The following is a 14,847-nucleotide window of genomic DNA, read 5'->3' on the forward strand; positions in this document are numbered from 1 at the left end:
CTTCCTCCGGCCTCAACGGCCCGGTCCTGGAAGGCCGGACGCGGGCCGAGGGGACACGTCGTACGGTCGTACGCCGGCCCAGGGTCGTTCCGGCTCGTTCCCGGTCAGGCGTCGGACGGGCCGCTTCCTGACACCGACGTCTCCGGCTGCCGCGCGGCCGCCGGCTGGAGGGTCTGGTGTGTCGCTCCCGAACTCGCGTATGAGCGCAGATAGCCCACCACCGTGTTCGTCACCGCCACCAGCGGCACCGCCACCACCGCGCCACCGATCCCCGCGACGATCCCGCCGGCCGTCACCGACAGGACGACCGCCAGCGGGTGGACCCGCACCGCCCGGCCCAGGATGAACGGCTGCAGGATGTGGCCCTCGATCTGCTGCACGGCCAGGACCACGACCAGCGTCATGATGGCCGTGAAGACCCCCTGCGTCACCAGCGCCACCACCACCGCCAGCGCACCCGACGCGACCGCGCCCACCAGGGGGATGAAGGAGAAGAGGAAGATGAAGACGGCGAGCGGCACGGCCATGGGCACGTTCAGGAAGTAGATGCCCAGGCCGATGAAGATCGCGTCGATCAGGGCCACTATCACCGTGCCGCGGACGTAGGCCGTCAGCGTGCGCCAGGCCCGGGGACCGGCGCCCGCCACACCCGGCCGCGCCGCGGCCGGCACCAGCTTGAGCGTCCACTCCCAGATGCGCCGGCCGTCGTACAGCAGGAAGAGGGTCGAGAAGACCGTCAGCAGAATGCCGGTCAGGGCCTCGACGATGACCTGCACGCCCTCCAGGCCGGTCGAGGTGATCTGGTCGGCGTTCGCGCCGATCGCCTCGCGCAGATTCTTGGCTATCTGGTTGATCTGTTTGTCCGTCACGTGGAAGGGGCTGTTGAGCAGCCACTTGCGCAACTCGTCGATGCCGTCCTGGATCTGGCTGGAGAGCGAGTCGATGTTCTCCATGACCTGCCAGGTCACGAACCAGCCGATGAGGCCCATGATGACGAAGCCGAGGATCGCGGTCAGCGCGGTCGCCGGGCCCCGCGGCACACCGTAACGCCTCAGCCGCGCCACGGTCGGCTGCAGCAGCGCCGTGATGAGCAGCGCGCACACGAACGCCAGCACCACCAGCTGGACGGCACTGATGACCCGCATCAGCACCCAGAGGGTGCCGGCCAGGACGAGCACCCGCCAGCCGGCTTCGGCGGCGACGCGTACTCCCCACGGCACCGCCTCGACGGGATTCGGACGCGCCTGGACCGTGGGCGCGTACGCCGGAGGCGGGGGTACGCCGTCCGGCACCGGGGGCGGCGCGGGCTCGGCGTGTTCCTTCTCGACCTCGGCGCGGCGCTCGTCCAGCCGCTCGCCCACCTGACTCAACCCGGCGCCCAACCGGGAGAGCCACCCTGGCACTTGCGACATGATCCGCCCTCTTCCCCCGTGTCCCCGGGTGCTCCCCACCACTCCCCCCTGGAGTCGTCGGTTCCGACCGTACATGGCAGGACCCCACGGCCGTAAACGGCCTGAGCCCCTCACCCAAAGACGGTGAGGGGCTCAGCAAGGTTGAGCGACCGCGCGTGCGCGGACAAGCGGCTCAGTACCAGTGGTTGGCCTGCCAGAACGACCAGGCCCCACAGGGGCTGCCGTACCGGCCGTTCATGTAGTTGAGGCCCCACTTGATCTGCGTGGCCGGGTTGGTCTGCCAGTCGGCGCCGACAGACGACATCTTGGAGCCGGGCAGGGCCTGGAAGAGACCGTAGGCACCGGAGGAGGCGTTGACCGCACGGTAGTTCCAGCTGGACTCGTGGTCCACGATGTTGCTGAAGCACTGGAACTGGTCGGCTGCCACCAGCTGACGTGCCATCGCCTGGATCTGCGCGACGGAGTAGGAGCTCTGGACCGGGAAGCTGGAGGCGTCACGGCTCGCGCGGCTGGCCGCGGCTGCGGCCTCCTTGCGTGCCTTGGCATCCTCTTCGGCCTTCTGCGCGGCCTTCTGCTTGGCGATCGCGTCCGCGGCCGCCTGCTTACGGGCCGTCTCCTCGGCGTCCTTCTTGGCGCTGACGTCCGCGGCGATGGCCTGGGCGTCAGCCTGCTGCGTCAGGGACGCGGTCTGCACCTGTGCCTGCTGACCCGCGGGTATATCCGCCAGGAGGGTCGTCTCGTTGGCCGTCGCCTCGGCGTCGCTCGACGAGGGCTGCCCAGTGCTGCCCGAGGCAACACCGGTGACGGCGCCGACAGCGGTGACCGCCGTGGCCGAAGCCACTGCGAATCCCCGGACCGAAATCCGGCTCACACGGTTTCCTTCCAGCATCGCCCGCTTCGGTGACCCTGGCGGACGCAATCGTGCCCCTGACGCTGGCCTCCCAACTGCGGGGTCACGGGAGGCGCGGGCCCGGTGGGCAGCTTCCTGACGGAAGCGGCCGCGTGGTGCTCGGGCGGCATACGACGGCGCTATGAAGTTCTGATGTTGCTGTGTTGCCGTACCGCTGGGGGTACAGATGTGTCGTATGCGGGGCCTGACAGGAGTGAGACTCTGCCGTAACCGGACGCCGGGTGGCAATTCTGTGTTGAGTGTGAAAGCTCACATCCCGTTTGGCCCAGCGGATTAGCGGAACTCCCACACACGAAGACGCCGCCCGGCTAGGCTCTGGAGCCTTTGCCGAACGGCGCCAACCGACGGGTAACTACCTCAGGTTGAGCACTCGGGTCAGATCTGCCCCTCTTCGAGCATTTCGGTCACAAGGGCCGCGATCTGGGACCTCTCGGACCGCGTGAGCGTGACATGGGCGAAGAGCGGATGCCCCTTCAGCTTCTCCACGACGGCGACGACTCCGTCGTACCGGCCCACCCGGAGGTTGTCCCGCTGGGCCACGTCATGGGTCAGAACCACCCGTGAATTCGAGCCGATCCGGGACAGAACGGTCAGCAGGACATTCCGTTCCAGCGACTGGGCCTCATCCACGATGACGAAGGCGTCGTGCAGCGAGCGGCCGCGGATGTGGGTGAGCGGGAGGACCTCCAGCATCCCGCGCGCGGTGACCTCTTCGATGACCTCGCGGCTGGTGACCGCGGACAGCGTGTCGAAGACCGCCTGCGCCCAGGGGCTCATCTTCTCGGCCTCGGTGCCCGGCAGGTATCCGAGTTCCTGCCCGCCGACCGCGTACAGCGGCCGGAACACCATCACCTTCTGGTGCTGCCGGCGCTCGAGCACCGCCTCAAGGCCCGCGCACAGCGCCAGCGCCGACTTTCCGGTGCCGGCCCGGCCGCCCATCGACACGATCCCGACGTCCGGGTCGAGCAGCAGGTCGAGCGCGATCCGCTGCTCCGCGCTGCGGCCCTTGATGCCGAACGCCTCCCGGTCCCCGCGCACCAGCCGGACGTTGCCCTCCGACGTGACACGCCCGAGCGCCTTGCCCCGCTCCGACTGGATCGTCAGACCCGTGTGCACCGGCAGGTCGGCGGCCTCGGGGACATAGACGTGGCCCTCTTCGAACAGGATGTCCACCTGCTCACCAGAAAGGGTCAGTTCGGACATTCCGGTCCAGCCGGTGGAGTCCGTGATGGCCAGCTCCGCGCGGTACTCCTCAGCGAGAAGACCGACGGAGGATGCCTTGATGCGCAGCGGCAGGTCCTTCGACACGACCGTGACGTCGAATCCCTCGGCCTGCAGATTGCGGGCGACCGCGAGGATGCGGGAGTCGTTGTCCCCCAGGCGGTAGCCCATGGGGAGCACGCTCGGGTCCGAGTGGTTGAGCTCGACCCGGACGGTTCCGCCGAGGTCCCCGATCGGGATCGGGGCGTCCAGACGGCCGTACCGGACCCGGTAGTCGTCGAGCAGGCGCAGGGCCTGGCGGGCGAAGTAACCGAGTTCCGGATGGTGCCGCTTGGCCTCGAGTTCCGTGACCACGACGATGGGGAGCACGACTTCGTGCTCGTCGAAGCGGGTCACGGCGTTCGGGTCGGCCAGCAGGACGCTGGTGTCGAGAACATAGGTGCGCCGGTCTGGCTTGGGGCGCTTTGTGCTGGTCACCACGGAAGGACGTACCCCCTCGGATGAGGTCGGGGAGCGACGGAGTGGAATGCCGGGTCGGGCTGGGCGGGAGGAATCCCGACCGGTCGACGGCCGCGATGCACGGGCCGAGAACCGGCCCTCCACTGCTTCTTCCGTGCCGTGACCGCACGGTGGGGCTGGTGCAAAGGGCCTCCCGGGCGGACGGCCCCGAGCCGTCCGCTGAGATCCGACACCCGTGGTTCGGGTGTCGACCTGTCTGGCTTATGCCCTCGAACATGCGCTGCCATGCCACGGCATATGACGGCGCCCCGATGAACTCCTTGTTACTTTTACGCCCTGACGGGTGAAGGCCTCTTCCGTCGCCCAGGGGGCGAGTCCGCGCCCTGACGAGGGGGTTGTTCAGCCGCCGTAACGGCGGTGTCGCGCCGCGTAGTCACGGAGCGCGCGCAGGAAGTCCACCTTGCGGAAGGCCGGCCAGAACACTTCGCAGAAGTAGTACTCCGAATGGGCCGTCTGCCAGAGCATGAATCCGGACAGCCGCTGTTCACCGCTCGTACGAATCACCAGATCGGGGTCGGGCTGGTCACTCGTATAGAGGTGCCTGCCGATCAGGTCGACGTCCACGGAGTCAGCGAGGGCCTCCATCGAGGTGCCCTTCTCCCGGGCGTCGAGGAGCATCGAGCGGACGGCGTCGGCGATCTCCTGGCGCCCGCCGTAGCCGATGGCGACGTTGACGAGTATCCCCTCGACATGCGCGGTGGCCTCTTCGGCCTCCTTCAGGACGCCCTGCATCTGCCCGGGCAGCAGATCGCGCGCGCCCACGTGGTGCACCCGCCAGCGGCCGTCGGCGGCAAGGGAGCGGACGACGTCCTCGATGATCCCGAGGAGCGGGACGAGCTCCTCCTTCGGCCGGTCGAAGTTGTCCGTCGACAGCAGCCAGAGGGTGACGACCTCGACGTCCGTCTCGGCGCACCAGCCGAGGAACTCCTCGATCTTGTCGGCCCCGGCCCGGTGGCCCTGCGCGGTGGTCGAACCCGCGGCCTTCGCCCAGCGCCGGTTGCCGTCCATGATGACGCCGATGTGCTTGGGCACCTGAGCGTGGTCCAGGTGACCCTCCACCCGGCGTGCGTACAGCCTGACCAGCAGGCCGCGCAGCTTGTCGCGCAGGTTCACGTGATTGTCAGCCCCTCCGTGCGGATCAGACAGGTTCGGGCGTGCGCGATCCCCGTCAGATGGCGGTCCCCGGGGCGAAGCCTACCCCTGGAAATCCATGGCCCCACCAAGGGGTGTCAGTGCTCCGTCCTGGGTGCGTACCCCCGAACAGGGGCCGTATGGCCCGCAATTCCGGGCCGGAGCACCCGCTACCGGCCGCGCCGCGAACCGGTGCGCACGGCGGGCGGGTCGGACGCCCATGGGGCCCGCGACGGGGGAAAGGAAAACGGGCCGGTCCGTGGGGGGGAGACGGACCGGCCCGAGGGGGGGGTTCCACCATAACCCTTCGTAAGTGCTGCTGGCTGCATCGGCGTGCCACAACTACTCTCCGAATTCGCCCGGCGACGCCGCGATGGCCCCGGAATCGCCCATTCACAGCGTGATCATGGCCGGAACACAGCGGATCCTCAGGGAATCCGGCCGAATCCAGAGGTATCCGAGGGATGTGCCCTGCCCTTTGGGGCACATGGATGACACGTCCGGGCATACTCCGGCCGGGTGACTCGCGGGGCGAGCGCCCACTTGACGCCATCGATAGCTTCGCGGCCATGGCCATGCTCACGACGGCCGGCCTGCCCGGCCCGGTGCCCCTGGAGGTCGCCCGCTCGGCCCGGTCCCGGCGGCGCGGGCTGCTCGGGCGCGACGGGATCGAGGGGGCTCTGTTGCTGAGCCCGGCGAGCTCGGTGCACACCCTGGGGATGCGGTTCGCGATCGACGTCGCCTACCTGGACCGGGAGTTGCGGGTGGTGGCGGTACGAACGATGCCGCCGGGGCGGATCGGCCTGCCCCGCCTGCGTGCGCGCCATGTCCTGGAGGCCGAGGCCGGGGCGATGGAACGGTGGGGCATACGGCGCGGGGCGCAGGTGACGGTGTACGACGCCTGACGGCACGCGGATGCAGGTATGGCGCCGCGCAGCCCCCTCCCACTGCGCGGCGCCGTGCCGCGCAGCTTTGCTGGCGCGAATTGCCTTGGTCTGAACTTACGTGAGCGGCGGATCCGATTCGAAGCGGATCCGATAACGATGTGACAACCTCAGGTGAACGGTCTCGGTATGTGGACATCCGTCTCACCTTCAGGACGCCCAAGTCCCGTCGGCTCGGACGGCCCCCGGTCTCACCTGCCCGGCTTGCGGGCCTCTATCAGGAATCGCGTGCTGTGCGCGACGAAGGGCCCCTCGGACTCGATCCGTGCGCGCAGGGACCTCAGTTGGGGCTCGTACCGGTCCACGGTGAAGTCCGGGACCATCCAGATCACCTTGCGCAGGAAGTGGACCACGGCACCGATGTCATGGAACTCCATGCGCAGCCGGGCCTCCTGAAGGCCGGTGACCTCGAGGCCGGCCTCTTCGGCCCGGACCCGTGCCCGCTCGGGGTCGCGCGCGTCGCGGACCTCCGGCGGCTGCGGCCCGAGGAAGTACTCGACGACCTCGACGGCACTCGCCGGGCCGACCTGCTGGGAGAAGTACGTACCGCCGGGACGCAGCACACGGGCGATCTCGGGCCAGTACGTGCGTACCGGGTGCCGGCTGGTGACGAGGTCGAAGGCGCCTTCGGCGAAAGGCAGCGGCGCGTCCTCGGGCGAGGCGACGACCACCGTGCCGCGGGGATGGAGCAGTGCGGTGGCCCTGGCGACGTTGGGCGGCCATCCCTCGGTGGCCGCGGTCAGCGGCGGCAGCGAAGGGGCGGAGGCCAGGACCTCGCCACCTCCGGTCTGGACGTCGAGCGCGGCCGACGCCACGGCGAGCCGCTCCGCCATCGAACGCGCGTACCCCCACGGAGGCCGCTCCTCCGTGGCCCGGCCCTCGAACCAGGAGAAGTCCCAGCCGTCGACGGACGCGTCGACGGCTTCCTTGACGAGGTCTTCGTAGGTACGGCTGGTCGTCATGCGGCGATCGTCCCAGCGCCCGGGAAGGGACCGCGACCGAATTTCCCGGGCCGGCCGACCGCGCGGACGGACAGCCGGCCCCGGCCACGGGCGCGCGGTCACGACACCAGCGGGCGCACCTCGTGGGCCGCGAACCGAATGAACGCCTCCGGGTCCGGCTCGTCCGCGGTCGGCTGGAGGACGACGGTGTCGGCGCCCGCGTCGGCGAGTCGCCGGACGGCCTCGGCGACCGCGGCCGCGTCCCCGGCCACCCCGTGCTCCGGTACCGGGTCCTCCCTGTCCGCCTCGATCTCGGCGCGCAGCCGGGCGGCGGCGTCCGGGCCGGTGGCGGTGCGCAGGTAGACGACGATGTGGTGGGGGTCGGTGCGGCCCGCCGACTCGCGCCCCTCATCGATGAGCTGACGGGCCCTCCGTACGCCCTCAGGTGCCGTGGAAGCGGTGAGGACGGTCCCGTCGGCCGCCGCGCCGGACAGGCGCAGGGTGCGCGGTCCTGTGGCACCGGCGAGGACGCGGACCGCCTGCGCGGGCGGCCAGTCCAGCGCCACGCCGTCCAGTCTCACGTACCGCCCGTCGGTGGTGACACTCTCACCGCGCAGCAGGGCCCGCAGCGCCTCCAGATACTCGCCCAGCAGCGTCACCGGCGACTCGGCGCGCGCGCCGACCTGCCCCATCCAGCTCTGCACGCCGTGCCCCACACCGAGGATCGCCCGCCCGGGGAACATCCGTTCAAGGGTGGCCGCCTCCATCGCGGTCACCGCCACGTTCCGCAGCGGCACCGGCAGCAGTCCGATGCCGACCCGCAGCCGCTCGGTCCAGGCGAGCGCGGCGGACGCGGCGGAGATCCCTCCCTCCAGGAAGCAGTCCTCCCACAGCCACAGCTCCTCAAGGCCCGCCTCGTCCGCGAGCCGCGCGATCGCGCGCAGCCGCTCGGGTGGCAGTTGGGGCCGGAACACAGCACCGATTCCAGTCATGCGGTCTTCCTATCGAGCGGACCCGGGCGGGACAACGGGTTTACCGTTCGTCCGGCTGCGGGCGCTCGTAGTGCAGGAGCACGACACCGTTGCCGAACCGGCGCGAGTCGATCAGACGCAGGGCCGTCAGCGCTTCGGTCTCGGGGAAGAGACGCTGACCGCGGCCGACGAGGATCGGGTGGACGTAGATCCGGAACTCGTCCACCAGGTCGTGCCGCAGGAACTCGGCGGCGAGGGCGGCGCCGCCGAGCGCGAGGTCGCCGCCGTCCTGCGCCTTGAGCGCGAGGATGTCGTCCACGACGACGTCCCGGACGACGGTGGTGTGCCAGGCGGCGTGCTCGAGGGTCCGGGAGAACACGATCTTCGGCATGTTCCGCCAGATCCGGGCGTACTCGACCATGGGCCCCGAGCGGTGCGGATCGGAGTCGGCGGTGGGCCAGAAGTCGGCCATGAGCTGGTAGGTCACGCGGCCGTTGAGAAAGGCCCCCATGTCCTTGAGCACATCGTTGAAGTGCTGGTGCAGCTCGTCGTCGACCAGGTGCCAGTCGATCTCGCGGTTCGGGCCCTCGATATAGCCGTCCAGGGACACGGACATCATCAGGACGATCTTTCGCATGGGCAACTCCCGGTTCCGACGGCCACCGACTGGACGGCACGAGCATCGCGCAGCAGCGCCGCGTGGGCGCGGAGGCTGCTCCGGCGGAATCCGCGCACGCCTACGAAGCCGTGTCCCCCCTTGGGAACGACACTTCCACGCGACGGTTCTTGCGCCTGCCCTCCTCGGAGGAGTTGTCGGCGATCGGGTAGTCCTCGCTGTAGCCGCGCACCTCGAAGGTGACGTCGCCGCCGAGGCTCGCGGCCAGCCGGTCGTGCACCGCCTCCGCGCGCTGCTTGGACAGGACCAGGCCGTGGGCGTAGCTGCCGAGGTTGTCGGTGAAACCGAAGACACGGACGTTCGTCGCGTTCTGCTTCTTGACCTCGTCCGCGATGGCGTCGATGCGGGAGCGGGCCTCCGGGTTCAGCTTGGCGCTGTCCTTGGGGAACAGCACCTCCGCCTGCAGCGCGAAGGTGACGTTCTCATTGGTGTCCTCCCGCCGCTCCTCGCCGCCGAGGTCCTCCACGACGGACTTGATGTCCAGCACCTTGGCGGGCGCGAGCGTGGCTCCGTCGGCGAGCTTCAGCCCCGGGCTGGTGGGGTCGACGGAGGGGGGCGGCGAGGTGGTGACGCTGCCGGGGGGTGCGCTGGGGTTGTCGTCGGCGGTGGCCGGGGGGGCTCCGGTCAGGGTGAGGAGCGTGAGAGCGGCCGCGAGGACGGGCGCGGCGGAGCGCGGGGCGGGGGCCACGGCAGGTCACCCCTCGGAGATCTGGATGGAGGCGGGGGGCATGGCACCGACCTGGAAGTCGACGTCGGTGGTGCCTTCGGGCGGGGCGGGGAACTGGGCGAACCACTGGGAGGTGGCACCCTCACGCACGCCACCCGTGAATTGGGTGCACAGGCAGCGGCCGGAGGTGTCGCGCAGGATGAGGTACTTCTTCTTGCCCTTTTGGTCGATCAGGCTGGCACCGGCGATGGACCCACCGTTCCTCGCCAACTCCTGCTCGTCGCCCCGCCACTCGGCCGCGACCCAGAGCGTGCCGGTGTTGTTCGTGACAGTTCCTTCCACGGTCACGAATCCCCCGGCGTCGCGCTTGGCAGAGGTGACCGTCAGGGTAAGGCCGTTCTCGCCCTTGACCTCGGCCAGCGCCGTGTCCGGCTGGGTCGTCGGCGACTCCTTCTGACCGCGGTTGGTCTGGGCCGTCGCAGAGGAGGCCGCGCTGCCCTTGTCCGACTTCCCGTCGTCTCCCCCTCCGCAGCCGGCCACCGTGAGGAGCAGCCCGGTCGCGACCGCGACCGCGCTCAGCCCCCTGCGGCTCACCATGGTGCGCCGAAAATCCATCGGAGCGGCTTCCTTTCACTTGGCCAGATGCACAGAGAACAGCACGGACGCGTCAGGAAGGTCGTCCGGACGGAAATCTTCGGGTTCGATGTCGACGAGTTGACCGTCGCAATGCAGCTGCACGGGCCTCTTGGGGTCGGCATCCTGAGCGAAGGTGCACCGTGGCTCGATCACCGCGGTGGCCTCCGCTCTGGCGTGCTGGCTCTCGGTGCCCGGGATGATGGACTTCCCCACCGTGTAGCGCGTCTCCACGGTCACTTGGTATCCGGGATAGCCGTTCACCGTCGTGGGGACAGCCCCACCCGGCACGGTCGAGTCGTTCGCGCCGGCGAGTCGCTCGGCCGCTGCGGTTGCTCCTGCGCCCTCGAAGCGGTCGCCGTTCAGCCAGTCCAGCCAGTCGTCGTCATGGCCGATGGCCGCCTCGAGGCCAGTCATCAGCTCGTCGCGCGAGTCCTGCGCGGCCGCCAACGCAGCAGCGTCCGCCGCGGATTGTGCTCCATTCCGGGCGGACGCTGCTTGAGCGAAGACGAAGAAGGCGAACACGGCGAGCAACAGGATCCCCGTCAGCCAGATGTAGAGGGGGAGCGTCTGCCCGCGGTCGTCCAGCGGGTACGGGGAGGTCAGCCCCCACCGATGACGTTGTTCACGGCACGCATGATCGCTCCCGAGATGGCGCCGTCGAGGCCGAGTCCGTCGATCATCGTAAAGATCCCCGCAATGATGATCATCAGCCCGGCGTACTCCACGAACCCCGCCCCGGCATCCCCCCGCATCCGGGATGCCACGGTCCGCCTCCACGCGCCGATCCTGTGTCTGGCTCTGGTCATCACGGTCCGTCCCCTCCCGCCCGATGCGGATGCCGTCAACCAACGCACCGTACGTGAAAGAGCCCTCACTCCGAGTGGGCCCAGGGGCCCAACTTCCCCGTCTCCTGGCGGTCATCGGGCCCACCCCTCCCCCGCCGTCCCCAGCCACCGGGCGATCGCCTGGCTGCGCGACGTACTGTGCAGCTTTGCGAAGATGCGATTGATGTGGTTCTTGACCGTCTTCTCACTGATGAAGCAAGTGGCGGCGATCTGCCGGTTGTTCATTCCGGACGCGATGAGATCCATGACCTCCACCTCCCTCGCGCTCAGACCGAAGTCCAGCCACCCCGCGGCCCGGCGCCGCAGGCTCGCCCTGCGGACGGGCCGGACCTTCGAGGACTGTGCCACAACTGGTTGCATCTGCGAAGAAGTTTCCCCCGGTTGGTGCGAAGCACCGAGCGAAGACGAGACAGGGCAGCGACGGCCCTCCCTCAGCCCCCGTACCGCCTCGATCAGTTCGGCCGCCGTGAACTCGCCGTGCACCAGATAGCCGGAGGCCCCGCGGCGCAGCGCCTCGGCCACCACCTCGGGCTCCCTGCTGTACGTCAGCATCATCACGGGGGCCAGGCGGGCCAGTTCGGGCAGTGCCGTCAGGCCGTCCGTGCCGGGCATGCGGACGTCCAGGAGGACGACCTCGGGGCGGTGGCGGCCGGCGAGCGCGAGGGCCTGTTCGCCGTCCGCCGCCTCCGCGACCACCTCGATGTCGGGGTGGACGGACAGCAAGGCGGTCAGTCCCGCGCGCACGACCGGGTTGTCGTCGGCCACGAGGACACGCAGGGGCGGGCCGGGAAGCGCCTGTTCAGGCATGTGCGGCCTCCTCTTGGGGGGTGGGGGGAAAGGTGGCGCGGAGGGGGACGTGCAGATGGATCTCGGCGCCCCCGAGCGGGGAACGGCCCAGGCAGAGGCGGCCGCCCAGGGATGTGGCGCGCTCCGACATGCCGAGCAGACCGAAGTGGCCGGTTTTCGCCAGGTCCTCGGGTGCGGTCGCCGGAGGCGGGCCGACGCCGTCGTCCTGCACGCGGAGGTCCAGGGCCTCGTCGTCGGCGGTGGTGAGCTCGACCCGTACGCGGGTCGCGTGGGCATGGCGGTGCGTGTTCTCGAGCGCCTCCGAGACGATCGCCAGCACGTGGTGTGCCGTCGCGTACGGGAGCGGGATCGGGGACTGGGGTACCGACAGTTCGACTTCGGTCATCGTACGTGCGGTGAACTCCGCGATGGCGCACTTGAGTTCGACTGTCAGGTCCGGACGCGTCGTCGTGAGGTCCGTACGGCGCCGCAGGTCCGACAGCAGGTCCCGGGACTCCGCCGCCGCCCTGCGTGCCGCGCCCGCCACCAGGTTCGCCTGGCGCTTGAGCGTGCCGGGGTCGCAGTGGTCGGCGGAGGCCGCGAGGGCGTCCGCCGCCAGCGCCAGGCCGTGCAGGGTCTTCGCCACCGAGTCGTGCATCTCCCGGGCGAGCCGGGCCCTCTCGGACTCGACGGCCTCCGCCGCCGCCAGGCGCGCGTCCGCCTCGGACAGCGCCTCGCCGGCCGCGCCGAAGCGGAACAGCAGATTGCGCAGGGTCACACCGATGATGCCCGCGGCCACGCAGAATCCGGCGACGAGGAGGGTGCTGACACCGGCGCCGGGACGGTGCTCCCAGGCGCGGAACGCGGAGAGCACCACGACCAGTTGGAGGCCGGTGAAGACGCCCGCGCCGCGCCAGCCGTACAGCAGGCCGGACAGGAGCGGCGTGCAGACGGTGGCGTACGCGAGCGGCGAGGCGGGGGAGGCGGTCACCAGGAGCGTGGCGACGAAGAGGAGGTCCAGCGCCATCAGCGTCGGGTGGGCCAGCAGGCGCGGGCCCACCCTCTCCCAGTCGCGCAGCAGGGCGTAGGAGGTCATGACGCCGAGGACGGCGGAGGCGAGGACGGCATATCGCGGCACGCCGCCGGGGGTGTTGGCCAGCGCGAAAGGGGTGCCGATCACGACCATGGCGAGGCGTACCGCCACGGTCTGGCGGCACAGGGACTGCAGCGCGTTCAGCTGGAGGCGGACGCTGGCCGGGGGCGGGGCGTCGTCCTCCAGGTACCCGGGTGTGGGGCGCGGGGTGCGGCTGCTCATCATCGGCCCAGAATCGATCCGAAGTCCGTGCCGGAGCCCAGGAACATGCCTGTGGCGATGAGGATCATCGTCGCCGGGAGCATGAAGACCAGGGTGACCAGCGTGGCCTTGGGGATCGTCTTCGCGGCGCGGCGGCGGGCGTTCTGGGCGTCCGTGCGCCGCATGTCCGTGGCCAGCTGGATCAGGGTCTCCGCGATCGGGGAGCCGAGCTCCTCCCCTTGTTGCAGGGCCGACACGAACTGGGCGACCTGCTCGGAGGAGTTGCGCCGGCGCAGTTCGTCGAAGGCCTGACGGCGGCTGACCCCCATGTCCATCTGGCGCAGGGTGATGCGCAGTTCGTCCGCCCATGGCCCCTCGTACTTCTCCGCCACCCGGTCCAGGGCCTGGCGGAAGCCGAGCCCCGCCGAGACGACGACCGCGAGGACGTCCAGGAAGTCAGGCAGCGTGCGGTCGATGACGTCTTTGCGCTCGCGGACGGCCTGCCAGATCAGCGCGTCGGCGGCGAGCAGCCCGAAGGCGAAGGTGCCGACGGCGAGCAGCGGATGGCCGTTGGTGAGGAAGACCAGGCCCATCAGGAGGCCGAAGATGCCGTACATCGCCCGGCGGGCGGCGTACCGGTGCAGGGTGAGGCCGCCGGGATTGCCGGCCATGTCGATGCGCCGGCGTTTCTCGTCGATGCGGCGCGGGCCCATCAGCCGTAGGACGAGGGGGGCGAAGCGCATCCCGAGCCGGTCGACCGCCGATCCCGCCCTGGACACACGGGTGGCACCCACTTCAAGGGCCAGCGAGAGATCGCTGGGCAGTTTGGCGTCGGCGCGGATCATACGGACGCCGAGGAGGATCCCGGCGACCGAGACGGCCATCAGCAGGGCGAGAAACAGCGGCAGCATCGCGACCTCCCCCTCACACTTCGATCTTGCCGAGGCGGCGGATGACGAAGAAGCCGACCGTGTAGAGGCCGAGCGCCAGCAGGACCAGGCCCTGGCCGATGGGGGAGCCGGTGACACGGGCGAGGGCGCCTTCGTTCGAGGAGTTGACCAGGACGAGCGAGCCGAGGCCCAGCAGCGGGACCGTGAAGGCCGTGGCATTGACCTCGGAGAGCATCGTCCGGACCTCGCGCCGGGTCTCCTTGCGGTCCTCCAGGGTCTGGGTGAGGTTGCGCAGCGAGTTCACCACCGAGCCGCCCGCCTTGTTGGCCAGGACGAGCGTGGTCACGAGGACGATCAGCTCTCGGGAGGGGAGTCGCTCGGCCAGTTCGTTCAGGGCGTCGTCGACCGAGCGGCCCAGCGTCAGCTGGTCGGCGACCCGCGCGAGTTCCTCGCCGGCGGGGGCCTCGAGTTCCTCGGCCGCCATGGCGAGGGCCGTGCGCAGGGCGAGTCCGGCGGCCGTGGCGTTGGCCAGGAGGCGCGCCACGTCCGGGAGCTGGTTGATGAAGGCCTCGATGCGTTTCTGCCGCTGCCAGTTGAGGAAGACGGCCGCGCTCCACACCCCTACCAGGGCGGCGATCGGGCCGAAGAAGGGGGCCAGGGTCGTCGCGGCGATCAGCCAGAGCGCGACGACGACGGCGGTGACGTAGGTGACGAACTCCCCCGCCGTCAGGTCGAGTCCCGTCGAAGAGAGGCGCAGGTGGACGACGCGGCCGAGACGGGTGCGGCGCAGCCTGCGGTCGATGGCCGTGAAGCGCCGTACCCGGCCGCCCGCCGTGCGCAGGGGGCCCGCCGTGTCGCCGGAGAGCCGGTCGACGAGCGCCTGGCGCTGGGCGCGGCCGGAGGCGTACGCGTGCACGCCGGCCACGGCGAGCGTCCCGGTGAGGACGGTGGCGCCGAGGGCGAGGAGAGCGGGGTCGGTCATGGCTCGCTCCTGAGGTGGACGG

At 70.2% G+C, this 14,847-nt stretch carries 16 protein-coding genes; 1 reads left to right on the top strand and 15 read right to left on the bottom strand.

Going from position 1 to position 14,847, the window contains the following annotated elements; all coding sequences use genetic code 11:
* Positions 1–104 precede the first annotated feature (104 nt).
* From ACQEXA_RS22240 to ACQEXA_RS22255, 4 genes are all read right to left on the bottom strand, one after another.
* Complete coding sequence (locus ACQEXA_RS22240; RefSeq protein ID WP_432931992.1) at positions 105–1,412, bottom strand: AI-2E family transporter; 1,308 nt, start codon at positions 1,410–1,412, stop codon at positions 105–107.
* A 172-nt stretch (positions 1,413–1,584) separates the two neighbouring features.
* Positions 1,585–2,301, bottom strand: coding sequence for a transglycosylase SLT domain-containing protein (locus ACQEXA_RS22245; protein ID WP_432931990.1), 717 nt, complete (start codon positions 2,299–2,301; stop codon positions 1,585–1,587).
* A gap of 396 nt (positions 2,302–2,697) precedes the next feature.
* Positions 2,698–4,023 carry a PhoH family protein gene (locus ACQEXA_RS22250; protein ID WP_432931988.1) on the bottom strand — a complete coding sequence of 442 codons (1,326 nt, stop codon included), beginning with the start codon at positions 4,021–4,023 and terminating at the stop codon, positions 2,698–2,700.
* Positions 4,024–4,401: 378 nt separating this feature from the next.
* A complete protein-coding gene (locus tag ACQEXA_RS22255; RefSeq protein WP_432931986.1) occupies positions 4,402–5,175 on the bottom strand; it encodes an isoprenyl transferase in 774 nt (257 codons plus the stop codon).
* 587 nt (positions 5,176–5,762) lie between these two features.
* Here ACQEXA_RS22255 and ACQEXA_RS22260 point away from each other — a divergent pair.
* On the top strand, positions 5,763–6,098 hold the full coding sequence (locus tag ACQEXA_RS22260) for a DUF192 domain-containing protein (RefSeq protein ID WP_432931984.1): 336 nt from the start codon (positions 5,763–5,765) through the stop codon (positions 6,096–6,098).
* Between the two features lie 230 nt (positions 6,099–6,328).
* On the opposite strand, the gene ACQEXA_RS22265 is transcribed toward ACQEXA_RS22260, so the two are convergent.
* The 11 genes from ACQEXA_RS22265 to ACQEXA_RS22315 all read right to left on the bottom strand — a co-directional run bounded on the left by ACQEXA_RS22265 (position 6,329) and on the right by ACQEXA_RS22315 (position 14,825).
* Complete coding sequence (locus tag ACQEXA_RS22265; RefSeq protein WP_432931982.1) at positions 6,329–7,099, bottom strand: class I SAM-dependent methyltransferase; 771 nt, start codon at positions 7,097–7,099, stop codon at positions 6,329–6,331.
* Positions 7,100–7,197: 98 nt separating this feature from the next.
* Positions 7,198–8,070, bottom strand: a complete 873-nt coding sequence (locus ACQEXA_RS22270) for an LLM class flavin-dependent oxidoreductase (RefSeq protein WP_432931980.1) — start codon at positions 8,068–8,070, stop codon at positions 7,198–7,200.
* A 40-nt stretch (positions 8,071–8,110) separates the two neighbouring features.
* Positions 8,111–8,686 carry a dihydrofolate reductase family protein gene (locus ACQEXA_RS22275; RefSeq protein WP_432931978.1) on the bottom strand — a complete coding sequence of 192 codons (576 nt, stop codon included), beginning with the start codon at positions 8,684–8,686 and terminating at the stop codon, positions 8,111–8,113.
* Positions 8,687–8,786: 100 nt separating this feature from the next.
* On the bottom strand, positions 8,787–9,413 hold the full coding sequence (locus tag ACQEXA_RS22280; RefSeq protein ID WP_360995829.1) for an OmpA family protein: 627 nt from the start codon (positions 9,411–9,413) through the stop codon (positions 8,787–8,789).
* Positions 9,414–9,419: 6 nt separating this feature from the next.
* Positions 9,420–10,007, bottom strand: a complete 588-nt coding sequence (locus ACQEXA_RS22285) for a hypothetical protein (protein WP_432931976.1) — start codon at positions 10,005–10,007, stop codon at positions 9,420–9,422.
* A gap of 15 nt (positions 10,008–10,022) precedes the next feature.
* Complete coding sequence (locus tag ACQEXA_RS22290) at positions 10,023–10,631, bottom strand: pilus assembly protein TadG-related protein (protein WP_433134594.1); 609 nt, start codon at positions 10,629–10,631, stop codon at positions 10,023–10,025.
* Positions 10,628–10,792 (bottom strand): hypothetical protein, encoded by a 165-nt coding sequence (locus ACQEXA_RS22295; protein ID WP_432940062.1) that lies wholly within the window; start codon positions 10,790–10,792, stop codon positions 10,628–10,630. The genes ACQEXA_RS22290 and ACQEXA_RS22295 overlap by 4 nt, the downstream gene beginning before the upstream one ends.
* Before the next feature lie 153 nt (positions 10,793–10,945).
* Positions 10,946–11,680, bottom strand: coding sequence for a response regulator (locus ACQEXA_RS22300; protein WP_432931975.1), 735 nt, complete (start codon positions 11,678–11,680; stop codon positions 10,946–10,948).
* Complete coding sequence (locus ACQEXA_RS22305; RefSeq protein ID WP_432931973.1) at positions 11,673–12,977, bottom strand: sensor histidine kinase; 1,305 nt, start codon at positions 12,975–12,977, stop codon at positions 11,673–11,675. Before ACQEXA_RS22305 ends, ACQEXA_RS22300 begins: the two co-directional genes overlap by 8 nt.
* Positions 12,974–13,864, bottom strand: coding sequence for a DUF5936 domain-containing protein (locus tag ACQEXA_RS22310; RefSeq protein ID WP_432931971.1), 891 nt, complete (start codon positions 13,862–13,864; stop codon positions 12,974–12,976). Before ACQEXA_RS22310 ends, ACQEXA_RS22305 begins: the two co-directional genes overlap by 4 nt.
* 13 nt (positions 13,865–13,877) lie before the next feature.
* Positions 13,878–14,825 carry a type II secretion system F family protein gene (locus ACQEXA_RS22315; protein WP_433130818.1) on the bottom strand — a complete coding sequence of 316 codons (948 nt, stop codon included), beginning with the start codon at positions 14,823–14,825 and terminating at the stop codon, positions 13,878–13,880.
* Between the last annotated feature and the right edge of the window lie 22 nt (positions 14,826–14,847).

The sequence above is a fragment of the Streptomyces sp. CA-106110 genome, from assembly GCF_050936285.1.
GTDB lineage: Bacteria > Actinomycetota > Actinomycetes > Streptomycetales > Streptomycetaceae > Streptomyces.